Below are 22908 nucleotides of genomic sequence, written 5' to 3' on the forward strand. Positions count from 1 at the left end.
GGTGTAAACCGTTGTGGTAAAAATACGCAGCGGGTAGAAATGGAAAATGAATCAAGAATTTTAATTGTAGACGATGAGGATCGTATTCGTCGTTTATTAAAGATGTATTTAGAAAGAGAGCAATACACAATTGAAGAAGCGGATAATGGTGATACAGCTTTAGAAATGGCGTTACAAAATGATTATGATTTAATCCTATTGGATATTATGATGCCTGGTAAAGATGGTATCGAAGTGTGTAAAGGGATTCGTGAGAAGAAAGCGACGCCAATTATTATGCTGACAGCAAAAGGTGAGGAAGTAAATAGGGTGCAAGGGTTTGAAGTTGGAACTGATGATTATATCGTAAAGCCGTTTAGCCCGCGTGAAGTAGTACTTCGTGTGAAAGCGGTATTACGCCGCGCTGTACCAACGACATTCTTTACACAAGATACAACGACGAAAGATGTTACTGTGTTCCCTCATTTAACAATTGATAATGATGCGCACCGTGTTACAGCGGATGGCAATGAAGTAAACTTAACACCGAAAGAATATGAATTACTATTATTCTTAGCGAAAGCTCCGGATAAAGTTTTTGACCGTGAGCAATTGTTAAAAGAAGTATGGCAATATGAGTTCTTCGGAGATTTACGTACAGTTGATACGCATGTAAAGCGTTTACGTGAAAAGTTAAGTAAACAATCACCAGATGCAGCGAAGATGATTGTTACCGTTTGGGGCGTTGGTTACAAGTTTGAGGTTGTGAACGACTGATGCTTTGGAGAAGTGTAGTAGGGAAGTTATGGATGACCATATTACTTCTCGTTTCGTTTGTTCTTGGATTTGTTGCTATTTTACTTTCACAGTTTTTTAGAACGTATTATGTTGATATGAGTGAAGCTAGGCTTCAGAAAGTTGCAACAAGTGTCACGGAATTAATTGAAGAAGGTGCCGATGTAAAAACGATTGAGGATATTGCTTACAAATTTTCTGATCCACTTTCAAGGATTATCATTGTAGAAGATGGTAAGGAAATTTCTTCTTCGCCGAAACAAGAAGGATTAGTTACTCTTACAATAGATGATTTGAAAAGTGATAAAGAATTAGCAGCTGTTTTTACAGATAAAAAGGATATTAAGAATAATATTAGAAAAGCTTCTAATAGTAGGAAGAATAAGAACACTGAAAATGATATTATGATCGTCGGGAAACCAGTACAGTCAAAAAATCAAAGTGCAGTGTTTGTATATGAATCATTGCAAGTTCCAATACAAGGTATGGAGAGAACGACTGATTTTATTTTCTTATCAGCCGGGATTGCGATTATTTTAACAACTTTCTTTGCATTTTTCTTATCTACTCGAATTACGGCACCGCTCCGTAAAATGCGTGAGGTTGCATTTGAGGTAGCGCGCGGTAAATTTGATACGAAAGCCCCTATGGTGTCGCAGGACGAAATTGGTGAACTTGCAACTGCTTTAAATCAAATGGGGAAACAGTTGAAGTTTAATATGAATGCCCTGCAGCAAGAAAAGGAGCAGTTAGCTAGCATTTTGAGTAGTATGGCAGATGGTGTTATTACGTTAAACCAAGAAGGTGAAGTCGTTGTTATCAACCCACCGGCAGAACACTTCTTACAAGTTTGGCAAGAAGAAAAAGAAGTGGAGTTAAGTAAAAAACTGCCTTCTGAACTTGTTGAACTATTCCATCTCGTTGTAGAAAGTGAGCAACAACAAGTTGTTGAAATTAATTTGCAAAAAGGTAACTACGTAGTTCTTATGACACCGCTTTACAATCAGACAAAAATTCGTGGAGCTGTAGCAGTATTGCGAGATATGACGGAGGAGCGGCGTCTTGAGAAAATGCGTCAAGACTTTATTGCAAATGTATCACATGAACTCCGTACACCGATGGTAATGCTTCAAGGATATAGTGAAGCAATTTTAGATGATATTGTGCAAACGAAAGAGGAAATTAATGAGTTTGTTCAAATTATTTATGATGAATCTGTTCGTTTAGGTAAACTTGTAAATGAGTTATTAGATTTAGCCCGTATGGAAAGTGGACATGTAGAGTTACATATAGGTGAAGTAGATATTCATCCATTTGTCGAAAAAATTGGCCGTAAATTCCAAGGGATTGCAAAGGATAAAGAAGTCCAATTAACAGTGGATTTCCAAAGTCCAATTGAACGATATCCGTTTGATGCAGACCGTATGGAACAGGTACTGACGAATTTAATTGATAATGCAATCCGTCATACAAATGCAGGTGGACATGTTACACTTGTAATTAATACGAAAAATAGTGGCCTTACTTTCGAAGTGCAAGATTCAGGTGCTGGTATTCCAGAAGAAGATATTCCGTTCTTGTTCGATCGATTCTATAAAGCTGATAAAGCAAGAACGCGCGGGAAAAAAGTTGGAACAGGACTCGGGCTTGCGATTGCTAAAAATATTGTTCAAGGTCATGACGGGAAGATTTTTGTATCAAGTGTCGTTGGAGAAGGAACTATATTCTCTGTATATTTACCAAATCGTATAATTTAGATGTATAAGTTTTTTAAAGTTGATCACGAATAAAAGCTTTACTGTTTTTTATTTTTTTGTAAGTGCAATTAAATAAAGAATGGTAAAGTTTTTTTCTTTAATAATCAGAATGAAAATAAAAAGAAAGGTGCCATAATGAAATGAAACTTTATACAAAAACAGGTGATAAAGGGGAAACGAGTGTCATAGGTGGCCGAGTGGATAAAGATCATATACGTGTAGAAGCTTATGGCACAATTGATGAGGCGAATTCTCATATCGGATATGCCATGTCTAAATTGCAAGAGGAATGTTTTCGGAATATTTATAACGAACTTGAAAATATTCAACATGAACTATTTGATTGTGGAGGGGATTTAGCAATAGTAGAGAAGAAAATCCCTTATAAAGTAACGATAGAGATGGTCGAGTATTTAGAGAGACGAATTGATTCGTATACAGAAGAAGCGCCGCCGTTAGAGCGTTTTATTTTACCAGGCGGTAGCGAGGTATCGGCTGCACTACACATTGCACGTACAGTTATAAGAAGAGCAGAACGTTGTATAGTGTCCTTGCAAAAAGAAGGAGAAACCAATGAAATTGTTCTAAAGTATGTAAATAGGTTATCTGATTATTTATTTGCGCTTGCTAGAGTAATAAATGCACGTTTACAAGTGAAAGATGTGGAATATAATCGCAGTGCACTTGTTTTTCGTAATAAAGAAGAGAAGGAAGTGGAGTAATTCACTTTCTTTTTTTTGTATACTTTTTTCTGTAATATCCCACAATAGAGAAGGTATGACGGTTATTAGAAAACGGAGGATGTATATGAAAGCGTTAAAATGTGGCGTGGTGATATTGAGTATATTATTTTTATCTCAATTACATGTTTACGCTGAAGAGAATCAGTGGATATGGCCTGTTGATGGGCAGCTAAGTGATTATTTTGGGACAAGACATGGGAAACACTATGGTATTGATATAGCTGCGCCTATTGGAACGCCTGTTGCAGCTATTCAAAATGGTAAGGTGACAAAGTCTTATTTTTCAAGTAGTTATGGAAATGTTGTGTTTATTAAACATGGAGAATATGAGGCTGTTTATGCACATTTAAATAAGAGATATGTAGTTCAAGGGGATAACATTTCAAAAGGAGAGCTAATTGGAGAGGTAGGGAATACAGGAGAATCGCGAGGAGCGCATTTACATTTAGAAGTGCATCAAGGGAGATGGACGATGGAGAAAAGGAATGCGATGAATCCGTTGCTTGTTTTGAATGAACAAAAAAATCAAGTTGTGTCATCATCACTATATATTGTACAAAAAGGTGATACTTTAGTTGGTATTGCTCGGAAATTTAGTATGACAGTTGAGGAAATTAAAGTGAGGAATGGATTGCGACAAGAGCAAATCTATCCGAATCAACAACTATACGTTAAGTAAAGGAAACGTCCCAAAAGCATAACTTTTGAATAGATTTATTTGCTTTTTTGTTAAGATTGCGATAGTAAATGAAATTATATCGACTTAATAACAAAATGCGACAATAAGAGCAACCTATTCTTAACGAAAAACCGTCCCAAAAGATCTTTTGGGACGGTTTCTTTTACCAAAAAATAAAGACACATATAAATCCAGAAATAGCTAAGTAGCTATATAAGTAAAAGACTTTTGTTCTTGTTTTTTCTTTTGTCCGAAATAGTACGATAGTTGGTTCGATTAGACCAATTGTAAGACAAAGTAAACCAAGAAGCATAAAGCCAATTGAAAGAGAATACAGGGCGATTTGTGGCGCTTGAAATGGAATCATCCATTTTAATAAAAATGCAATAAGTGCAGTGTAACAAATGCTACCGATGTATTTATTCAATGGTGTATCAGAACGGAAACCAGGAAGTTTCTTGGAAAACGGACGGGAAACAACTTCCGTTTGTAAAGATGTATGTTCTTCAATTATTTTTTGAGCTTCTTTTCCTTTTTGGAAAAGGGATAAAATCCAATTTCGCTCACCTTGGAAAATAAATTGAGAAGTTGTTAAATAGTGATCAACTTTTACCTTATTCCAACTCTTCCATGGATGACGCTCACACAATTTTAATTTACTTTCTGTTTTTTTATCATACTGATAAATACTTATGCCATCTTGGTCAAAAGTAGCGTAGTATGTCTCTCTTGAGAATGTGCCTAGATCAATTGGACAGTAGAAAAGTAATTCTTTTTTCAAATAAAAGTATTCTTTTCTTAAGTTCTTTTTCATTGCTTCTCGAATAGAGTGTCTTTTATCTTTCTTCATGACATTTCCTCCATAACTCAGAAAATGTTCTTATCTTAACAATTCAACATCTTATCACTTTTGACGACATATGACTAGGGGATTCATAAGAGAAATACCGAATTATAAAAAATATGGGTTGTATTGTAAAATATAGTGATTGCTTCTTTAATAATATAAAATAAATAACTTATTTTTAATAAGTTACGCTTTTTTTGTTCACAATACGATCATGTTGTTGTATAATGAAATGGAAAATAGAATATCGGTCTATCTTCGGGGCAGGGTGAAAATCCCGACCGGCGGTGATGAACAGTTAATAATTTCGTTCTAAGCCCGCGAGCCGTTAAGGCAGGATTTGGTGTGATTCCAAAGCCGACAGTACAGTCTGGATGGGAGAAGATGGAGGTTCAAGCGTTCAAAAAAGATAAGTATTTGAACGTCTGTTTGATGTGCCTTAAAATTCTCCCTTTGTGTAAATCACAAAGGGTTTTTTCGTTCTATGAAAAAATAGGCATAGCAGAACCTTTCCACTTTCCATGAGAAGATCGATGGAAAAGGAGAGAGAAAGATGAAACAAAAAAACAGTGTAGTGCAGATGGTGAGTGTAGCGATGCTAAGTAGTATTGCGTATTTACTAATGATGTTGGATTTTCCATTCCCAGGGCTTCCGCCATTTTTAAAAATTGATTTTAGTGATGTGCCAGCTTTAATTGCGGCGATAATTTTTAGTCCAATTGCGGGTGTAATTGTAGAAGCGATAAAAAATATTTTGCATTACGGGATTCAAGGAAGTTTAACGGGAGTACCAGTAGGAGAAGTAGCAAACTTTATAGCGGGATGTTTATTTATTGGTCCAGCAGCATTCTTATTCCGAAAGTATCGCACAGTAAAAAGTTTAACGACAGGATTAATGCTAGGCACAATTACTATGACAGTTATTATGAGTGTGTTAAACTACTTTATTATTTTACCAGCGTACACTTGGTTTTTAAATTCACCAGCTATGTCTAGTGATATTATGCGACAAACTATTGTAACGGCGATATTACCGTTTAATGTAATTAAAGGAATTGTTGTAACAATTGTATTTGTAGCATTATTTTCACGCTTGAAAGTATGGGTATTTGCAAAAATGAAAAATGCTTAAAAATATTAAACCATTAGCAGTTACGCTGCCAATGGTTTTTTTGTTAGTGAGAATGAAAAAGAGAGCAAAAACCCCCCTCATACTTATGAGGGGGGTTTGAAGTTAATAAAAGACTATTCGAATTTTAAAGAGTCGCCATCAAATGATTCGTCAGCAACTTTAATTGAGTCAGTTGGACAACCTTCGAATGCATCCATCATATCTTCAATTAATACATCTGGAATTTCAACGATACCTTGGTTATCGTCTAATGTTACAAATGCAATACCTTCATCATCATAGTCATAAATGTCTGGTGCAGCAGCACCACAAGCACCGCATGCGATACAAGTATCTTTGTCAACGATTGTATATTTTGCCATCTTTTTTCCCTCCTGGTAATATGTATGTGAAAAGTTCGCCAAAAAATTATAACCTTATTGTAAAACGGTTTTTAAAACTTTTCAACATAAAATTATAATGATAATGCTTATCAATTAGGGTGTCAACTTATTTTTGAATTATTTCATAAGATTTTCAAAATACTTAAATGTTATTTCGTTTGATACAATAGAATATATACAAGCATGTAGTGTGAATATGATAAGTTAAATGAATAGCAGTTAATGTGCAATTGTATTGAAAAAGGAATGAAGTTAGACAGAGAGGTGGAAGCGGTAATGCAGCTACAATATACTTTATTGTATTGTTTAAAACAATTGAATGGTGAAAGAACCGTTTCTTCGATTTATTATTTATTAAAAGGAAAGAGATCGTCGCAAACATTACAAGATGGGAATATGTTTCAAATTTCTTTTTTGTTTGGGATTTATAAGTCATTAAATAGAGCTGATTATGATCAAGAAGTTGCAAGGTTGTTACGAACGGATTTAGTTCAAGGTATACATGATAATACATATGTGTTAACGACTGCTGGTAACATGCAATTAAACAAATGGGAAGGTGACTTTGCCTTTCCGACGTATTTAAATGGTTTACACTATGGTGAAATAGGTGAAACGTTTTGGAGGAGATTATCATTGATCGTTCAAACCATTTCGAATTTACAACAGGCGAATACGAAATTTATTCCAATTCAACAGGATACAGAAATAATGATGTGGGTGAAACGCTTCCTCACTGGAATACCATATATGAGAAGTGAATTGGCTAAAAGATTATGGAAGGAAATGCATACTCTTTTACAAAAAAATAATCCAGTAGAGGCGACAATCGTAACATATCGGTTAACTGGGTATGAACGTATTGGGTGTACTTTACAACAATTAGCGGAAATTACGAAACAAGATATATTTCGAGTTTATTTTTTATTTTGGGGTACAATTCATTTCCTTATTCAAGAAGTTCGCAATAAAGAAAATGAGTTTCCATTATTAGCTGAAATTATATCTTATCCAAATGAGAAAGCTGATTTATTTAGCTTATCAACGAAAAAAACATATAATCTTTGGAAACAAGGACGCTCTTTAGAAGAAATAGCAACAATTCGGAATTTGAAGGTTGCCACGATAGAAGACCATTTTGTAGAAATTGCTTTACGAGAAAAAGAATTTTCTATTGAGATGTTTATGGAAAAAGAAAAAATAGAAAAAGTAACAAAAGTAATTGAAGCATTACAAACACGTAAATTGCGTGTGTTGAAGCAAGCGGTTGGAGAGGAAATCTCTTATTTTGAAGTCCGTCTTGTATTGGCGCGGATGGAGGGTATAAATGAAGCTTGAGGAATATTTATATAAGTGGTTTGGATATTCTGAATTTCGTCTGGGGCAAAAAGGAGTTATTACGGACTTATTGGAAGGAAAAGATGTTGTAGCAATGCTTCCGACTGGAAGAGGAAAGTCAATGTGTTATCAACTTCCGGGGCTTCTGCAAGAGGGTACGGTGCTTGTTGTATCACCATTATTATCTTTAATGGAAGACCAAGTTACGCAATTAAAGTATGTCGTGAAAAATCGAGTTATTGCATTGAATAGTTTCCGGACGTTAAGTGAAAAAAGAGAAGCAATGAAAAAGCTATCTTTTTATAAATTTGTTTTCGTATCACCAGAGATGTTACAGTCGGAACTTCTAATAAGAGAATTGAAAAAAATTCATATTTCATTATTTGTCGTAGATGAAGCGCATTGTATTTCACAATGGGGCTATGATTTTCGGCCAGATTATAAAAAATTAGATAAAGTAATTGAGAGTATCGGATCTCCGACAGTACTAGCATTAACAGCAACTGCGACAAAGGATGTACTGCGAGATATAGCGGAAAGTTTAAATCTAAAAAATATCGCTGAGCATGTGTACTCAATTGATCGTCCAAATATTGCGATGGAAGTGCAATTTGTGGAAACAATAGAAGAAAAAAAAGAGGCGCTTTTTGAGCATGTAATGTATTTGCAAGGGCCTGGTATTGTTTATTGTTCAAGTAGGGCCTGGACCGAGCGTTTAACCGAGTATTTAAGAGGAAAAGGAATTACAGGTGTAGCTTTTTATCATGGTGGTATGGAACATGAAGAGCGTATGTTAATTCAACAACAGTTTATGAATGACCAGTTGCAAATTGTAATATGTACAAGTGCTTTTGGGATGGGGGTAAATAAGGCGAATACAAGATATATTATTCATTTTCAATATCCGACAAATGTAGCTTCCTATTTACAAGAAATTGGAAGAGGGGGAAGAGATGGAGAATTGAGTATAGCCATTTCATTATGTAGTCCATTGGATCACGATTTGCCAATTTCAATCATTGAAGATGAATTACCAAGTAAATCGCAAATACAATTTTTATTTTCGTTACTACAAGAAAGAATGTTTCAAACGAAAGTATTACCATTAGAAGATGTAGAAGAAATTTGTTATAATGCAGCAAGATTTAATGAACAGTATTGGCGTTTTACACGTTATCATCTCGAACATCTTGGAATCATACAACAGCGAAATCTCATGCTAGAGAGCTTGTCAGATGAAATAATGCACAGATTAATAGCGGAAGTGGAAGTGAGACTGCGTAATAAATATAGTGAGCTAGAAAATATGAAGTCATGGATACAAGTTCAAGGATGTAGACGTGAATATTTATTACAACAATTCGGTTATAGAAAAGAAAAAGAGATAGAAAACTGTTGTGATTACTGTGGTATTACAAAAACGGATTATAAAAAAAGACGAGCGCAACAGTTAGTTTTCGACTATAATTGGGAAACAGAGCTACAAAAGCTTTTCGGCCTAGGGAAGATGGAGGAATGATGAACATTCAAAGGCATAATGTTGAAGATATGAGTCCGAGAGAAATAAGACTGAATCTCTACATAACACAACTAATCATCATTGGTATCGGTTGTTTACTAGCATATATATTATTTCAAGATAAAAGAGAAGTTTATAGTTTGTGGAAATGGGAACCGGTTTCTATACTTGTAATAGGTAGCTTGTTAGCGATCTGTATTGTGTTATTAGATTATGTTGCAATGCGAGTGTTTCCAGAATCTTGGTTTGATGATGGTGGCATTAACGATAGAATGTTTCAAGGAATTTCTGTCATGCATTTACTCTTTATCACGTTTATTATTGGCTTTGCGGAAGAGTTTTTATTTAGAGGTGTAGTGCAGACTCATTTCGGAATTGTAATAGCGAGTTTAATTTTTGCTGTGTTACATATTCGGTATATAACGAAGCCTTTTTTATTTTGTTTCGTCTGCTTTATTAGTTTTGTTTTTGGTTATGTATTCGAGTGGACAGGAAATTTGTTTATAACAATCTTTGCACACTTTCTTGTTGATTTTATAATGGGGCTCCAATTAAGAAAATAAATGGAAGGTGGTGGTGAACAACATGAGAAAACGAATTCCTGATTTTGAAGAGGAGTTAGAAGTTGAGCAAGTGGAAGAAGATGAAGGTTTACCGCCGCGTAGTGAAATTCATAGAAATAAAGAGAAAAAACCAAAGTTTAAAATGAATCACATTTTCGTCCGAGTGTTAACATTTTTGTTCATATTGTTACCTATTAGTATCCTATGGTATACGGATAAGTATATACAGGTAAAAAGTGATAGTAATAATGCTGAGAAAAGTGCGTTTGAAGTGATTTTCTTTGATTCAGCTCAGACTGAATCAAAGAAGCAGTCTGAGAAAGTAGCAACTCATGTTGTGAAAGATGGAGAAACTTTAGAAAGTATAGCGAAGCAATATTTCTCAGATGAAAATGGGATAGAAATAATAAAAAAGTATAATGATTTACAAGAAGATGAAGTGAAAGTAGGACAAGAATTGAAAATTCCTATAAAAGATAAGTCCACGAAGTATGAGAGCTAGCTAAATGAGTGATATAGCTTCACATAAAATTAAGGACTATACTTTACGAGGAGGGAGAGTAAAAAATATATGTCATGGATTATATTATTATGTACTCTCATATGCATTGGTTTTGTATGTCTTCTTGGAATGTATAAAGAAGCGATGCGTAATACAGTGTTGGAACATACTTTAGTATTCGAAGAATTTCCGGAAAGTTTTCAAAAAGTTAAAGTTTTTTTTATTTCGGATATTCATAGAAGGATCGTTTCTAGCTCGCTAATTGAACGAGTGAAAGGAAAAGCAGATATCGTAATTATTGGCGGCGATTTAGCTGAAAAAGGAGTACCTTTATCGCAAATCTCTTTAAATATTCAAAAGTTAAGAGAAATAGCCCCTGTATATTTTGTATGGGGAAATAATGATTATGAAATTGAATATCACGAATTAGATGCTTTATTAATAGAAAATAATGTGAAGGTATTAGATAATACAAGAGTTGTATTTGAGTCTGAATTAGGAGAGAAAATTTGCTTACTCGGTATCGATGATGTTGGATTAGAACGAGATCGTTTAGATTTAGCGTTGTCTGATTGTAAAGAAGAAGGTTTTCGCATTTTAATTAGTCACAACCCAGATATAATAAAGAAAATGTCTGGTAAAGAACAAATTTCGCTCGTATTAAGTGGACATACACATGGAGGTCAGATTCGGTTGTTTCCATCTGAAAAGCATTTAAAGGGTGGTGTATATAAGCATTCTAATACGACTCTCTTTGTTAGTAATGGGTATGGAACAACATTACTCCCTCTTCGTTTTCGGGCACCTTCCCAAACACATATCATTACGTTATGCGGAGGAAAATAATGCCGACTTTAAATGGGACATATAATATAAAAGCTGTTTCGAATATACTCGGAATTCAACCGAGTACACTTCGCGCATGGGAAAGACGCTATCATATTATTGCCCCAAAGAGAAATCGTGCGGGGCATCGTTTATATACAGAAGAGCATATTCATATTTTGAAATGGTTAATGAATAAAGTTTCTGAGGGAATGATGATTGGACAAGCATTTCAGTTATTAGAAGGGAATCGGTTGCAGAACAACATTCAAAAAGAAAAAATTACAGATACAGAAGTTGTTTTAGTGGACGATATACTACAAGCTTTGTTAAAATTTGATGAAATTACAACTTCTGCATTATTAAACGAGGTTTTTAGTATATATTCAACGGAAAAGGTTGTTACAAGCATCATCCTTCAAGTGGCAAACAAGTTGTTATCTTTAAAAAATAATAATGAGATTGCAATGTCACAATTCAAATATGTTGTAGCATTCTTACAAACACGTCTAGGAATGATATATCATAATGCGTCAGTGTATTCTTCCGTTAACAAAGTTTTCGTTTTAGAAAATAATATATTAAAAGGATTTATTTTCGCGACGTATTTACGACTAAAAGGATATCAAGCAATGTATATGGGGACAAGTTTAGATGAAGAAGGTATTTTACTAGCTATTGAACAATTACAACCTAAATATTTGTTTATATCTTTTGATGATGAACGAGAACTTGAAGAGGCAGTAGAATTTATTGACTTATTGCAAGAAAAAAATGAAAACCTCTCGGGTGGTTTTATAGGAAGAAAAGGCATTGGAGATCAATTAAATCTTCAAAATATCCTAATTGGTAACACGAAAGAAGAATGGGATGGATGGTTAAAAATGTCAGAATAGTCGTTCGAAAAGAACCATCTATTTTCTATTTCATATAATAAAAATTAGATGCAATGGTTACGTAGGGAGGGTATGAGATGAGACTGGAACGTTTAAATTATAATAAGATTAAAATTTTCCTAACATTTGATGATTTATCTGAACGAGGATTAACGAAAGAAGATTTGTGGAGAAATGCACCGAAAGTACAGCAACTATTCCGTGATATGATGCAAGAAGCGAATAAAGAATTAGGGTTTGAAGCGGATGGACCGATTGCTGTTGAAGTATTTTCTCTACAAGCTCAAGGTATGGTTGTAATTGTAACAAAAGAAAATCACGAAGTAGATACAGAAGATGAGTTCCGTGACGAGTTTATTGAAATGCAAGTGACTCTTGATGAAAGTGAACATATACTTTACGAGTTTGCTACATTAGATGATGTAATCAATTTGTCAAATCGCTTATATAACCTTGGTGTAACTGATGGGAAGTTGTATACGTGGGATGATCGTTTTTATCTTTGGATAGAAGAAGAAGAGCAATTTCAATTATTGAAGGCGGATTTTATAGCTATTTTAGCGGAATACGGTAATCCGTCAACAGCAACAATTTACCGCATAATGGAATATGGTAAAGAATTAATGGATTCTCAAGCAATTGAACAAATATACAATTACTTTGTAAAAAAACAAAACCTCAGCTAATGTAACGTAGCTTGAGGTTTTATTTTTATTCAGCTAAAGATTGGAAAATCTAAAATCTATAAAGCGAAGTGTAGGAAACAAGACTAGCCGATCTATATTTAAAAATATAACCAGTATTTTTTGATGAAATAATTGTTTTATCGAACGTATTTTGATGAAAATAAAAAATATTTAAATATTTAAGTATTTTACTTTTCTAAAAGCAATAAAAGGACTATAATAATAGTGAAAACGCTTGCAATGCAAAATAGTTTGTATATATTTGTTAGCGTTTTCTATTGCATTCCAAATTTAACGGTGTATACTAGGCAATGAAGGTTTACTAAACAAGTGAAATTACAGGGGGTTTACTTACTATGGTAGCCGAAAAGGGAACTCAAACGAAAACACAACAACAAGGGGAACAACATTTTGAATTGTTAAATTCAACACAAATTGTAATTAATGAAGCATTAGAAAAATTGGGTTATCCAAACGAAGTATATGAATTATTGAAAGAACCAATTCGTATGATGACAGTGAAAATTCCAGTTCGTATGGATGACGGGACTGTTAAAATATTTACAGGATATCGTGCGCAACATAATGATGCTGTTGGTCCAACGAAAGGTGGAATTCGCTTCCATCCAAACGTAACAGAAAATGAAGTGAAAGCACTTTCTATTTGGATGAGTTTAAAATGTGGTATTGTTGATTTACCATATGGTGGAGGTAAAGGCGGAATCATTTGTGACCCACGTGAGATGTCTTTCCGTGAATTAGAAAGATTAAGCCGCGGTTATGTACGAGCAATTAGCCAAATTGTTGGTCCGACAAAAGATATTCCAGCTCCAGATGTATTTACAAACTCACAAATTATGGCATGGATGATGGATGAGTATAGCCGTATCGATGAATTTAATTCACCAGGATTTATTACAGGTAAACCACTTGTATTAGGTGGATCACACGGACGTGAAACAGCGACTGCAAAAGGTGTAACAATTTGTATTCGTGAAGCTGCGAAAAAACGTGACATTGATATTAAAGGTGCACGCGTTGTTGTTCAAGGATTTGGGAATGCGGGTAGCTTCTTAGCTAAATTTATGCATGATGCAGGCGCGAAAGTAATTGCAATTTCAGATGCGTACGGTGCACTACATGATCCGAATGGATTAGATATTGACTACTTACTAGATCGTCGCGATAGCTTCGGTACTGTAACAAAACTATTTAATAATACAATTTCAAACACAGAATTGTTAGAACTTGATTGCGATATTTTAGTTCCAGCTGCAATTGAGAACCAAATTACAGAAGAAAATGCTGATAAGATTAAAGCGAAAATTGTAGTTGAAGCTGCAAATGGTCCAACTACATTAGAAGCAACAAAAATCTTAACAGATCGTGGTATCTTACTTGTTCCAGACGTATTAGCAAGTGCTGGTGGCGTTACGGTATCTTACTTTGAGTGGGTACAAAATAACCAAGGTTACTACTGGACTGAGGAAGAAGTAGAACAACGTTTAGAAAAAGTAATGGTAAAATCATTCGATTCAATCTATGAAACATCACAAGTTCGTAAAGTAAACATGCGCTTAGCTGCATACATGATTGGTGTTCGTAAAATGGCTGAGGCTAGTCGCTTCAGAGGTTGGGTATAATATATAATGTTTTGAGAAAACGTGATTTCCTTTTGAGGGAATCGCGTTTTTTGTTGAAGTTACTAGTTAGAGGTGTTGGATATGAATAATGAAATGATGAATCGAGTAGATTGATTAGAAGAAAGGGTAAACCAACTAGAAAGTAAAATAGTAAGGATTGAAAATACTCAGAAAACAAGTATTTTTAGAATGTTTGGAGAGGGTTTATTGCATCTGGTTGTTGGAGGGCTGATTATCGCAGTAGTAATTGGAATTATTACGTAGCTTGGTGAAAAATAAAATAAAAACAAAAAGAACGTTTGTTCTACACGAACAAACGTGCTATACTTTCCTTAGATAAGCAAAACGGAAACGATTTTAAGGAGAGATAAATGATGAAAATGACAGTAGACCAAAGATTTATGATGCCAGCAGATGTTGTGGAACGAGTGGAAGTTTTACGAAATAATCATAGTAAGCGTGGATCATTATTACAATCAGTAAATAAGTTTTTCGGTTTAGATACGAAAGAAGATTGTGTTTGGTTTTACGGTTTTTACGGAGTGGCTGTAAGTATTGTATTATTTATGGTATTCACATCAAATATTTTCGATTTTCTCTTCGCATAAGAAATAATGCCATAAGGACATTGCCACCGAATACATATATAAGGAAGTAAGGTAATTTTTTAGAGCGGGAGTTGGTAGTAATGGCGATGTTCCCTATTGAGCGTAATTATATTGGGTATGGAAATTCACGACCAGGAATTCCTCTTTCAAAAGTAAGATTTATTGTAAGTCATGACACGGGGAACCCTGGTAGCAATGCGATAGGAAATCGGGATTACTTTAATGAAATACAACCGAAAGCTTCAGCGCATACATTTATTGATGATAAAACAATATTAGAAATTGTCCCTATAAATGAAGTTGCGTACCATGTTCGATACAATGTGCCAACGGATAATGATTTATTCGGTTATGATGCGAATAAGGCTGCAATTGGGGTTGAAATTTGCTATGGTGGCGACGTAAACTTTTGGGAGGCGTATACTCGTTTTACGTGGTATCACGCTTATTTATGTCAAAATTTCGGTTTAAATCCTAAAAAGGCTATTGTGTCACACAAAACGTTGGATCCTACTCGGAAAATCGATCCTGAAAATGTATTAGGGCAACAAGGAATTAAATTTCAGCAGTTTTTAGCAGATGTCTATCGGATGTATGTTTCGTTTAGATGACAAATATATGAAAAATGAATACAATAAAGATAGGTGCCTACTGCTGTAAGTAGGTTTTTTCTTGTTTATATAAATAAAGCAGAGGTAGAAGACTAGGAGTGAACCGAGTATGCAAAAAGAAACAGTTATTATTATCGGAGGCGGTCCATGCGGATTAGCAGCGGCGATTTCGTTGCAAAAAGTGGGGTTAAATCCGTTAGTGATCGAAAAAGGGAACATTGTAAATGCGATTTATAATTATCCAACTCATCAAACATTTTTCTCCTCTAGTGAAAAATTAGAAATTGGTGAAGTTGCTTTTATTACAGAAAATCGTAAGCCATTTCGTAATCAAGCGCTCGCGTATTATCGTGAAGTAGTAAAGCGTAAATCTATACGTGTAAACGCATTTGAACGAGTGGAACAAGTTCAAAAAGATGGTGATGTTTTTAAAGTTGAAACGACGAAGCGTGACGGAAACAAAGAAATATATGTGGCGAAATACATTGTTGTCGCAACTGGATATTATGATAATCCGAATTATATGAATGTACCTGGTGAGAAACTTGAGAAAGTAGCTCATTATTTCAAAGAAGGACATCCTTATTTTGATCGAGATGTTGTTGTAATAGGTGGTAAAAATTCAAGTATAGATGCGGCGTTAGAGCTTGTTAAATCGGGTGCACGTGTAACAGTTCTATACCGTGGCGGGGAATACTCGCCAAGTATTAAGCCGTGGATTTTGCCGGAATTTGAGGCGTTAGTACGAAATGGGACAGTTCAAATGCATTTCGGGGCTCATGTGAAAGAAATTACTGAACATACATTAACATATACGGTTGATGGTGAATCATTTACAATCAAAAATGATTTTGTATTTGCGATGACAGGTTACCATCCTGATCATAGCTTCTTAACGAAGATGGGTGTTCGGATTGATGAAGAAACAGGGCGTCCGATTTATACAGAGGATAGAATGGAAACAAACGCTGAAAATATTTTCATTGCAGGTGTAATTGCTGCTGGGAATAACGCAAATGAAATATTTATCGAGAACGGTAGATTCCATGGAGATGCGATTGCGCAAACCATTGCATCAAGAGAAGAATAAAAAAAAGCTGTCGAAATTCGACAGCTTCTTTTTTAATCGTGCATATACATATTTTGGATTGCTTCATGAGAATTTGTATTCTCTAATGCGACTAATAATTTAATACGCGCCTTTTGAGCATTTAAACCGTATGTGAATATAACGCCCATATCTTTTAATTGCTTGCCGCCACCTTCATACGAATATACATCTTGAACGATACCGTTGAAACAGCGAGACACTAATACGACAGGAATTCCTTTTCCTATTAATCGTTCTAGACTTGGAAGTGTTCTTGGAGGTAAATTACCTTGTCCAAGTGCTTCGATAACAATTCCGTCTACTGGTAGTGTTTCGATTGCTGATAATAATGTATCATCCATACCTGCGTATGCTTTTAGAACGACAACGTTTTTAGAAATCTGTCGTACTGTGCATGTTTCGTGATGCACTAAAGCATGATGGAAAACAACACCACGCTTTGTTACCATGCCAATTGGTCCGTACTGTGGACTTTGGAATGTCGCGACATTACTTGTGTGCGTTTTTGTTACATTTGTAGCACAATGTATTTCGTCGTTTAATACAACTAGAACGCCTTTTTCAGCAGCTTCATTACTACTAGCAACTTTTACAGCTGATAAGAAATTATATAGACCATCAGCACCTAATTCATTACTAGAGCGCATTGCTCCTGTCACAACGATTGGGATCGTTGCTTGAACTGTTAAATCAAGAAAATAAGCTGTCTCTTCTAATGTATCGGTACCATGCGTAATGACTACGCCGTGAATATCGTCTTGTTTTACTCTTTCGTCAATGATGACTTGTAATTGTAGCATTTCGCTAGGAGTCATGTGAGGAGATGGAAGATGGAACACATCTTCGACAATTAAATCAACATCGCCTTCTAAATCAGGAATAAATTTTAAAAGAGGATTCTTTTCACCTGGTTGTACGACCCCAGTTTCTTTATCTTCCTCCATTGCAATTGTTCCACCTGTGTGTAAAACTAGGATTCTTTTCAATGCTTATACCCCTTTCAAGTTGAAAAATACATTTAGAACATAACATGTTTTGAGTAAATTCGACAATGAAAATGTATAAAAGTATGGTTAGAAAATGACAATAAAATAAATTACTTTAAGTGTGCTTCGGTAAGTGGTTATTAGGTTAGGTTTTGTTTATGGAAATTTATGAGAGGAGATGTGTAAGTGTAGAGAGGGAAGGAGTGAGTTTTTTGAAAAAAGTGGAGAAAATTATAATTCGTATATTACTGATTCAATTTATTTGTCTTTCTTTCGTCCAACTGCTTTTTATACATAAATCTTCAGTGAAATATTTATCGAAAATTGTTTATTACGAAGGTGTCGTCACGCAAAATAAGGCGGAAATCTTACAGGTGAATAAGTAGTTTTCATTTTCTTCTATGATGGATTATGCTACAATAATTGAGGATTTAATGACGTGAGGCAAATGAGAAGAAGCAGGGGGAGAATACCTGCTTTTCGTTTTGTTTTTATAAGTGAAAAATGAGGTGTTACAATGGATAAACGAATTTCGATTGCTATAGATGGTCCAGCGGCTGCTGGGAAAAGTACAGTTGCAAAAGTTGTTGCGAAAAAACTTTCATATGTTTACATTGATACAGGCGCAATGTACCGTGCTATTACATATGCAGCCCTTGAACAAAAAGTGGATATTGAAAATGAAGAAAAGTTAATGGAAGTTGTAAAAAATGTAAATATTGAATTTCAGCAAGGGGAAAATACACAACTTGTATTTTTAAATGGACAAGATGTTTCCGAAGTGATTCGTACGCCAGATGTGACGAATCGCGTATCTATTGTAGCAAAGCATCGCCTTGTTCGTGAAGAAATGGTACGTCGTCAACAAGAATTAGCTGAAAAAGGCGGCGTAGTAATGGATGGCCGTGATATTGGTACACATGTACTACCAGATGCTGAAGTGAAAATCTTTATGCTTGCTTCTGTAGAAGAAAGAGCGGAAAGAAGATATTTAGAAAATATGAATAAAGGTTTCGATTCTAATTTAGAGCAGTTAAAAGAAGACATTGCTAGGCGTGATAAATTAGATTCAGAACGCGAAGTTTCTCCTTTGAAAAAAGCTGATGATGCATTGGAATTAGATACAACTTCTTTATCAATTGAAGAAGTTGTCCAAAAAATTATGGGTATTGTTTCAGGAGTATTTGCGAAATAAAGAAAGAGGACTATCCTCTTTCTTTTTTTTTTTTTGAAATGTAAAGGATAAGTGAATTATAAGTCTCTTTTCTTGACAAATGGGCTAATTTGTAAGAAGTTAGTTACAGAGGGGAAAAACTGTCAGAATATATTCGCTATTATATTTCAAATCATACTTTCTTCAAGATGATTTTGCTGTATACTATTTATATAGGTTTAATATAGTTTCTTGTGAACTGTATTGAACCAGAATATGTGATGATAAATTCTTAAACATGCAAATGAAAACATTTTTTTTCATTTCGTATATACATAAAAATGCTTTGTCAATTCTGTAGGGAGGTATTTCCATGGTAGAGAAAATGAATGAAGAAGTTATGAATTCAAAAGAATTACAAGTTGGTGACGTTGTTACAGGTTCTGTAACGAAAGTTGAAGAGAAACAAGTGCTTGTAAATGTTGGATACAAAACAGATGGCGTAATTCCGATTAGTGAGTTAGCTAACGTTCATATTGAAAAAGCAAGCGATGTTGTAGAATTAGATCAAACACTTGAATTGAAAATTATTAAATTAGAAGAAGATGATCTTGTTTTATCTAAGAGAGCTGTTGACGCAGAAAAAGCGTGGGTAGAATTACAAGAGAAATTTAATTCTGGTCATGTATTTGATGTTACTGTAAAAGATATCGTGAATGGTGGGTTAGTTGTGGACCTTGGTGTTCGTGGTTTTATCCCAGCTTCACTTGTAGAGGTACATTATGTAGAAGATTTTGCTGACTATAAAGGAAAAACATTAGCGGTGAAAATTGTTGAATTAGACCGTGAAAAAAATCGTGTTATTCTTTCACATAAAGCGGTAGTAGAACTAGAACTAGATTCTAAGAAAAAAGAAGCAATCTCTTCGTTAAAAGAAGGGGATATTGTTGAAGGAACAGTACAACGATTAACGGATTTTGGTGCTTTCGTTAACGTTGGTGGTGTGGACGGTTTAGTACACATTTCACAAATTTCACACGAACGTGTAGAGCAACCTTCTGAGGTATTAGAGCAAGGTCAAAAGGTAAAGGTAAAAGTGTTATCTGTTGATGCTGATACGCAACGTATTTCTTTATCAATTAAAGCAGCTCAGCCGGGACCTTGGGAAAATGTTGCTGGCGAAATAAAGGCTGGAGATATTCGTGAGGGCGTAGTAAAACGCCTTGTTACATTCGGTGCATTTGTTGAAATTTTACCTGGTGTTGAAGGGCTTGTGCATGTATCTCAAATTGCAAATCGTCACGTGAAAAATCCAAATGAAGTATTGGAAATGGGACAAGAAGTAAAAGTGAAAGTACTTGAAGTCCATGTAGCAGAAAAACGTATTTCTTTAAGCATAAAAGAAACGCTTGAAGAAAATAATGTAACAGAAGATTATAGCCAATATGAGCCAAATGCTGATTCTGCTACTTTCCAGTTAAGTGATATTATTGGTGAACAACTGAAAAAATTAAAGAAATAAAGAGGGGTACAAGTGGTAAGGGCAAAACGTAAATTAGATCATATTGAATATGCTCTTTCTACTGGTCAGTCTCGTACGCATGGCTTTCATGATATTGATTTTGTGCATCAAAGCTTGCCAAATTCAAGTTATGATACTGTAACATGTGAAACAAAAATCGGCGAACTTTCACTAAGTTCGCCGATTTTTATCAATGCGATGACTGGTGGTGGAGGAGAGCAAACATTACATATTAATGAGCAATTAGCATATGTAGCGAAACATCATAACCTTGCTATGGCTGTAGGATCGCAAATGGCAGCTTTAAAAAATGAAAGCGAGGCGGCTTCTTATAAGATCGTCAGAAAGGTAAACCCAAATGGTATTTTCTTTGCTAATTTGGGGAGTGAGGCAACTGTCGAACAGGCAGAGCGTGCCGTTGATATGATTGAAGCGAATGCACTGCAAATTCATTTAAATGTCATACAAGAGTTAACGATGCCAGAAGGAGACCGTGATTTTACTGGTGTACTTCGGCGAATTGAACAAATTGTTTTAAACAGTAAAGTTCCTGTCATTGTAAAAGAAGTGGGATTTGGAATGAGTAAGGAAACAGTACAACAGTTAGCGAGTATAGGTATAACAGCAATTGATATTGGCGGACAAGGTGGTACGAATTTTGCTGCTGTTGAAAATGAAAGAAGACAGCGAATGCTTTCTTATTTTAATAACTGGGGCATACAAACAGCTACCTCGATTATTGAAGCAACCTCTATAAATAATAACCTCTCTTTTATTGCATCTGGGGGTATACAAACAGCAATTGACGTGGCGAAGGCAATCGCATTAGGGGCGAATACAACTGCGTTTGCTGGATACTTTTTACGTATTTTAATGCAAGATGGTGTTGAGAAGTTAGTGGATGAAATCGATCTTTTACATACAGATTTAAAATTTATTATGACAGCTCTTGGCGTGAAGACGATAGAAGAGTTGCAATCTGTACCTCTTGTTGTAAAAGGCGAAACATATCATTGGTTAGCGCAGCGAGGGATTGACACTGCACATTATAGTAGGCGATAAAAAATCAACCGTCCGGTTGATTTTTTTCAGAGTGTTGAGAAACCCTTTAGGGTTTCCAACACTCTGATATCTTTTGAATTTTATTAAATGAAAACAATAATAAATGATAGAAACTAAGAAAATAGCCCTTCACCTGACCCAAAAGGGTCAGGTGAAGGGCTATTTTTTTCATGTTGACACAGAACGGAAAAAGAGGTTAAGACACAGTCTATAAAAAATCAATGGTCCGGGCGGGAAGTTAGCAATCTATATAATTCTATAAATGGAAAAAAGAGAGAATTTATATTATAATAAAGGTATATAGGAATATTGTACGAAAAAGCTATGATTGAAAAAGGGGTTATAAAAATGAAGAAATGTAGAAAATGTGCTGCTGAATTATTGGAGGATTCTTACTTTTGCCATGTTTGTGGAGAGAAATATGGCAAAAGTAAGAAAGTATTCCTCTCTATATAGCTGGTTAGCGATAAAACAAGATAAGAGATTGTTATTTAAGAATCAAAATAAACAAGAAAAAATTTACGATAATTTAGGGGATGAGGATGTTAATAAAAAAGGAGATAATGTATCTTCAAATAGTAAAAATACGATAGGACGCATTACATATAATAGTGAAGATGTTAATATCCATGCACGAAATATAAGAGAAGATACAGAGATTTCTGCATATAATAAAAAGATTGAAATTTCATTAACTTCAAATGTAAGAGAAGGGGGTCTAGTTCGACAACAGTACAATCAACAATTAAAACGGCGAATATTGCAATCGCAGTCGGGAATAAATTGTATAGGAATCCAATGGTGAATGCAGGAAGTGGAATAGAAGCACTAATTTTGCCAAGGGAATTAGGAGAAGACAAAAATCCATCGGAAGATTCGTATGTGAATTACTATTTTAATATACCAAATGAAGTGGGTTTAAGTAATGCTGAAGTAGTATTACTTTCTGATCAAGGAAATACCATTGTGAGTAGGGAAATTAAAGAGGAAAAAGAAGATATTGTAGGCGTGAAAAAAGAGGTTGAGCGAAAGTTAAATGAAATAGGAGAGACGGATTATGTACGTGTTGAGGTAAAGAGTAAAAATCCTTCTCTTCATACGTATTATGTTATTACATATTCTAAAAAACCAACAGGTATAGTTACGATTGATGCCTCATCAAGTGATAGGGCTTATAATGCGAAAACAAAAGAATTATATGACGAGTAGAAATAAAATAATTGTGTAAAAAGACGGTTTCGTACATTATCGAAACCGTCTTTTTGTATTGCCCGTAAAAGCCCGATTGCTGTGGGCTAATAATCAGTGTGGATGGATACCCCCGCTGAAGTTTCACTTTATTTAATGCTGATTCTGTTTTCGAGCTTGCTCCGGTGTATCAAGACTTGTTGCACCGGGATATTGAAGTGATTGGTCGCGATCAGATTCAACGCGGCGTGATTCTCTTAGTTTTCGTTCTTGGCGATCTTTACCCATTGTGAGTTACACCTCCTTATTAAAAGTTTTGCTGTTATGAGAAAAACTATGCACAAAGAAAAGGGGGATTAACTTTCATAAAAAGTTCCCAT

Annotated in this window: 26 protein-coding genes and 1 riboswitch; of the genes, 22 read left to right on the forward strand and 4 right to left on the reverse strand. The window is 34.9% G+C overall.

Annotation, left to right across the window (positions count from 1 at the left end):
- Positions 1-39 precede the first annotated feature (39 nt).
- The 4 genes from resD to MHI07_RS07280 all read left to right on the forward strand — a co-directional run bounded on the left by resD (position 40) and on the right by MHI07_RS07280 (position 3953).
- Positions 40-756 (forward strand): DNA-binding response regulator ResD, encoded by a 717-nt coding sequence (gene resD, locus MHI07_RS07265; protein ID WP_002158614.1) that lies wholly within the window; start codon positions 40-42, stop codon positions 754-756.
- The gene (gene resE, locus MHI07_RS07270) at positions 756-2531 is read left to right on the forward strand and encodes a sensor histidine kinase ResE (protein ID WP_340822810.1); all 1776 of its coding nucleotides are present in this window, start codon (positions 756-758) and stop codon (positions 2529-2531) included. The genes resD and resE overlap by 1 nt, the downstream gene beginning before the upstream one ends.
- A 140-nt stretch (positions 2532-2671) precedes the next feature.
- Entirely contained in the window at positions 2672-3253 is a 582-nt protein-coding gene (locus tag MHI07_RS07275) for a cob(I)yrinic acid a,c-diamide adenosyltransferase (RefSeq protein ID WP_002149412.1), read from the forward strand.
- 85 nt (positions 3254-3338) lie between these two features.
- Positions 3339-3953 (forward strand): peptidoglycan DD-metalloendopeptidase family protein, encoded by a 615-nt coding sequence (locus tag MHI07_RS07280; protein ID WP_002201156.1) that lies wholly within the window; start codon positions 3339-3341, stop codon positions 3951-3953.
- 163 nt (positions 3954-4116) lie between these two features.
- Here MHI07_RS07280 and MHI07_RS07285 read toward each other — a convergent pair whose 3' ends face one another.
- Positions 4117-4803: a hypothetical protein gene (locus tag MHI07_RS07285; RefSeq protein ID WP_002149409.1), complete on the reverse strand. Its 687-nt coding sequence runs from the start codon at positions 4801-4803 to the stop codon at positions 4117-4119.
- Positions 4804-5050: 247 nt separating this feature from the next.
- A riboswitch (FMN riboswitch) is annotated at positions 5051-5190 on the forward strand.
- Between the two features lie 163 nt (positions 5191-5353).
- Between MHI07_RS07285 and MHI07_RS07290 the strand changes: the two genes are divergently transcribed.
- Positions 5354-5932 (forward strand): ECF transporter S component, encoded by a 579-nt coding sequence (locus MHI07_RS07290; RefSeq protein ID WP_002011769.1) that lies wholly within the window; start codon positions 5354-5356, stop codon positions 5930-5932.
- A 113-nt stretch (positions 5933-6045) separates the two neighbouring features.
- Here MHI07_RS07290 and MHI07_RS07295 read toward each other — a convergent pair whose 3' ends face one another.
- The gene (locus tag MHI07_RS07295) at positions 6046-6294 is read right to left on the reverse strand and encodes a ferredoxin (RefSeq protein ID WP_001151994.1); all 249 of its coding nucleotides are present in this window, start codon (positions 6292-6294) and stop codon (positions 6046-6048) included.
- 297 nt (positions 6295-6591) lie between these two features.
- On the opposite strand from MHI07_RS07295, the gene MHI07_RS07300 reads away from it, so the two are divergent.
- The 11 genes from MHI07_RS07300 (at position 6592) to MHI07_RS07350 (ending at position 16596) form a co-directional block, all read left to right on the forward strand.
- Entirely contained in the window at positions 6592-7653 is a 1062-nt protein-coding gene (locus MHI07_RS07300) for a helix-turn-helix domain-containing protein (RefSeq protein WP_002149404.1), read from the forward strand.
- Positions 7643-9172, forward strand: coding sequence for a RecQ family ATP-dependent DNA helicase (locus tag MHI07_RS07305; RefSeq protein WP_340822814.1), 1530 nt, complete (start codon positions 7643-7645; stop codon positions 9170-9172). Before MHI07_RS07300 ends, MHI07_RS07305 begins: the two co-directional genes overlap by 11 nt.
- Complete coding sequence (locus MHI07_RS07310; RefSeq protein ID WP_340826881.1) at positions 9172-9735, forward strand: CPBP family intramembrane glutamic endopeptidase; 564 nt, start codon at positions 9172-9174, stop codon at positions 9733-9735. The genes MHI07_RS07305 and MHI07_RS07310 overlap by 1 nt, the downstream gene beginning before the upstream one ends.
- A 22-nt stretch (positions 9736-9757) precedes the next feature.
- Entirely contained in the window at positions 9758-10237 is a 480-nt protein-coding gene (locus MHI07_RS07315) for a LysM peptidoglycan-binding domain-containing protein (RefSeq protein WP_002201152.1), read from the forward strand.
- Positions 10238-10306: 69 nt separating this feature from the next.
- Positions 10307-11083, forward strand: coding sequence for a metallophosphoesterase (locus MHI07_RS07320; RefSeq protein WP_016104317.1), 777 nt, complete (start codon positions 10307-10309; stop codon positions 11081-11083).
- Positions 11083-11958 carry a MerR family transcriptional regulator gene (locus MHI07_RS07325; RefSeq protein ID WP_340822816.1) on the forward strand — a complete coding sequence of 292 codons (876 nt, stop codon included), beginning with the start codon at positions 11083-11085 and terminating at the stop codon, positions 11956-11958. The genes MHI07_RS07320 and MHI07_RS07325 overlap by 1 nt, the downstream gene beginning before the upstream one ends.
- Before the next feature lie 77 nt (positions 11959-12035).
- Positions 12036-12644, forward strand: a complete 609-nt coding sequence (locus tag MHI07_RS07330; RefSeq protein ID WP_002158605.1) for a genetic competence negative regulator — start codon at positions 12036-12038, stop codon at positions 12642-12644.
- A 356-nt stretch (positions 12645-13000) separates the two neighbouring features.
- On the forward strand, positions 13001-14287 hold the full coding sequence (gene gudB, locus MHI07_RS07335; protein WP_000225168.1) for an NAD-specific glutamate dehydrogenase: 1287 nt from the start codon (positions 13001-13003) through the stop codon (positions 14285-14287).
- A 371-nt stretch (positions 14288-14658) separates the two neighbouring features.
- Positions 14659-14895 carry a DUF3961 domain-containing protein gene (locus tag MHI07_RS07340; RefSeq protein WP_002149379.1) on the forward strand — a complete coding sequence of 79 codons (237 nt, stop codon included), beginning with the start codon at positions 14659-14661 and terminating at the stop codon, positions 14893-14895.
- 80 nt (positions 14896-14975) lie between these two features.
- Complete coding sequence (locus MHI07_RS07345) at positions 14976-15506, forward strand: peptidoglycan recognition protein family protein (RefSeq protein ID WP_340822820.1); 531 nt, start codon at positions 14976-14978, stop codon at positions 15504-15506.
- 109 nt (positions 15507-15615) lie between these two features.
- Positions 15616-16596 (forward strand): YpdA family putative bacillithiol disulfide reductase, encoded by a 981-nt coding sequence (locus tag MHI07_RS07350; RefSeq protein ID WP_002158604.1) that lies wholly within the window; start codon positions 15616-15618, stop codon positions 16594-16596.
- 32 nt (positions 16597-16628) lie between these two features.
- Here MHI07_RS07350 and ansA read toward each other — a convergent pair whose 3' ends face one another.
- A complete protein-coding gene (gene ansA, locus MHI07_RS07355; protein ID WP_078182170.1) occupies positions 16629-17603 on the reverse strand; it encodes an asparaginase in 975 nt (324 codons plus the stop codon).
- Positions 17604-17815: 212 nt separating this feature from the next.
- Here ansA and MHI07_RS07360 point away from each other — a divergent pair, with 212 nt between their 5' ends.
- The 6 genes from MHI07_RS07360 to MHI07_RS07385 all read left to right on the forward strand — a co-directional run bounded on the left by MHI07_RS07360 (position 17816) and on the right by MHI07_RS07385 (position 22549).
- On the forward strand, positions 17816-17989 hold the full coding sequence (locus MHI07_RS07360; RefSeq protein WP_171902551.1) for a DUF5359 family protein: 174 nt from the start codon (positions 17816-17818) through the stop codon (positions 17987-17989).
- 131 nt (positions 17990-18120) lie between these two features.
- Positions 18121-18798 carry a (d)CMP kinase gene (cmk, locus tag MHI07_RS07365; RefSeq protein WP_002158601.1) on the forward strand — a complete coding sequence of 226 codons (678 nt, stop codon included), beginning with the start codon at positions 18121-18123 and terminating at the stop codon, positions 18796-18798.
- A 331-nt stretch (positions 18799-19129) separates the two neighbouring features.
- On the forward strand, positions 19130-20278 hold the full coding sequence (rpsA, locus tag MHI07_RS07370; RefSeq protein WP_002201144.1) for a 30S ribosomal protein S1: 1149 nt from the start codon (positions 19130-19132) through the stop codon (positions 20276-20278).
- 12 nt (positions 20279-20290) lie between these two features.
- The gene (fni, locus tag MHI07_RS07375; protein ID WP_088078177.1) at positions 20291-21340 is read left to right on the forward strand and encodes a type 2 isopentenyl-diphosphate Delta-isomerase; all 1050 of its coding nucleotides are present in this window, start codon (positions 20291-20293) and stop codon (positions 21338-21340) included.
- Positions 21341-21761: 421 nt separating this feature from the next.
- Positions 21762-22145, forward strand: a complete 384-nt coding sequence (locus MHI07_RS07380) for a hypothetical protein (RefSeq protein WP_340822834.1) — start codon at positions 21762-21764, stop codon at positions 22143-22145.
- Positions 22139-22549 carry a hypothetical protein gene (locus MHI07_RS07385; RefSeq protein WP_340822836.1) on the forward strand — a complete coding sequence of 137 codons (411 nt, stop codon included), beginning with the start codon at positions 22139-22141 and terminating at the stop codon, positions 22547-22549. Before MHI07_RS07380 ends, MHI07_RS07385 begins: the two co-directional genes overlap by 7 nt.
- 132 nt (positions 22550-22681) lie before the next feature.
- Here the strand turns inward: MHI07_RS07385 and MHI07_RS07390 are convergent, their stop codons facing one another.
- Entirely contained in the window at positions 22682-22816 is a 135-nt protein-coding gene (locus MHI07_RS07390; protein WP_000513901.1) for a YpzI family protein, read from the reverse strand.
- Between the last annotated feature and the right edge of the window lie 92 nt (positions 22817-22908).

Source organism: Bacillus sp. FSL H8-0545 (assembly GCF_038006105.1).
In the GTDB taxonomy this organism is placed as follows: domain Bacteria; phylum Bacillota; class Bacilli; order Bacillales; family Bacillaceae_G; genus Bacillus_A; species Bacillus_A cereus_U.

Excerpts from the sequence above, each read along its gene's own strand:
- MHI07_RS07390 (WP_000513901.1), bottom strand. The coding sequence starts at position 22,816 with ATGGGTAAAGATCGCCAAGAACGAAAACTAAGAGAATCACGCCGCGTT.
- MHI07_RS07305 (WP_340822814.1), top strand. The coding sequence starts at position 7,643 with ATGAAGCTTGAGGAATATTTATATAAGTGGTTTGGATATTCTGAATTT.
- gudB (WP_000225168.1), top strand. The coding sequence starts at position 13,001 with ATGGTAGCCGAAAAGGGAACTCAAACGAAAACACAACAACAAGGGGAA.
- MHI07_RS07350 (WP_002158604.1), top strand. The coding sequence starts at position 15,616 with ATGCAAAAAGAAACAGTTATTATTATCGGAGGCGGTCCATGCGGATTA.
- MHI07_RS07345 (WP_340822820.1), top strand. The coding sequence starts at position 14,976 with ATGGCGATGTTCCCTATTGAGCGTAATTATATTGGGTATGGAAATTCA.
- rpsA (WP_002201144.1), top strand. The coding sequence starts at position 19,130 with ATGGTAGAGAAAATGAATGAAGAAGTTATGAATTCAAAAGAATTACAA.
- resE (WP_340822810.1), top strand. The coding sequence starts at position 756 with ATGCTTTGGAGAAGTGTAGTAGGGAAGTTATGGATGACCATATTACTT.
- MHI07_RS07275 (WP_002149412.1), top strand. The coding sequence starts at position 2,672 with ATGAAACTTTATACAAAAACAGGTGATAAAGGGGAAACGAGTGTCATA.
- cmk (WP_002158601.1), top strand. The coding sequence starts at position 18,121 with ATGGATAAACGAATTTCGATTGCTATAGATGGTCCAGCGGCTGCTGGG.
- MHI07_RS07340 (WP_002149379.1), top strand. The coding sequence starts at position 14,659 with ATGATGAAAATGACAGTAGACCAAAGATTTATGATGCCAGCAGATGTT.
- MHI07_RS07380 (WP_340822834.1), top strand. The coding sequence starts at position 21,762 with ATGGCAAAAGTAAGAAAGTATTCCTCTCTATATAGCTGGTTAGCGATA.
- MHI07_RS07290 (WP_002011769.1), top strand. The coding sequence starts at position 5,354 with ATGAAACAAAAAAACAGTGTAGTGCAGATGGTGAGTGTAGCGATGCTA.
- MHI07_RS07310 (WP_340826881.1), top strand. The coding sequence starts at position 9,172 with ATGAACATTCAAAGGCATAATGTTGAAGATATGAGTCCGAGAGAAATA.
- MHI07_RS07325 (WP_340822816.1), top strand. The coding sequence starts at position 11,083 with ATGCCGACTTTAAATGGGACATATAATATAAAAGCTGTTTCGAATATA.
- MHI07_RS07300 (WP_002149404.1), top strand. The coding sequence starts at position 6,592 with ATGCAGCTACAATATACTTTATTGTATTGTTTAAAACAATTGAATGGT.
- MHI07_RS07320 (WP_016104317.1), top strand. The coding sequence starts at position 10,307 with ATGTCATGGATTATATTATTATGTACTCTCATATGCATTGGTTTTGTA.
- MHI07_RS07295 (WP_001151994.1), bottom strand. The coding sequence starts at position 6,294 with ATGGCAAAATATACAATCGTTGACAAAGATACTTGTATCGCATGCGGT.
- MHI07_RS07280 (WP_002201156.1), top strand. The coding sequence starts at position 3,339 with ATGAAAGCGTTAAAATGTGGCGTGGTGATATTGAGTATATTATTTTTA.
- MHI07_RS07330 (WP_002158605.1), top strand. The coding sequence starts at position 12,036 with ATGAGACTGGAACGTTTAAATTATAATAAGATTAAAATTTTCCTAACA.
- MHI07_RS07385 (WP_340822836.1), top strand. The coding sequence starts at position 22,139 with ATGGTGAATGCAGGAAGTGGAATAGAAGCACTAATTTTGCCAAGGGAA.
- MHI07_RS07315 (WP_002201152.1), top strand. The coding sequence starts at position 9,758 with ATGAGAAAACGAATTCCTGATTTTGAAGAGGAGTTAGAAGTTGAGCAA.
- resD (WP_002158614.1), top strand. The coding sequence starts at position 40 with ATGGAAAATGAATCAAGAATTTTAATTGTAGACGATGAGGATCGTATT.
- MHI07_RS07285 (WP_002149409.1), bottom strand. The coding sequence starts at position 4,803 with ATGAAGAAAGATAAAAGACACTCTATTCGAGAAGCAATGAAAAAGAAC.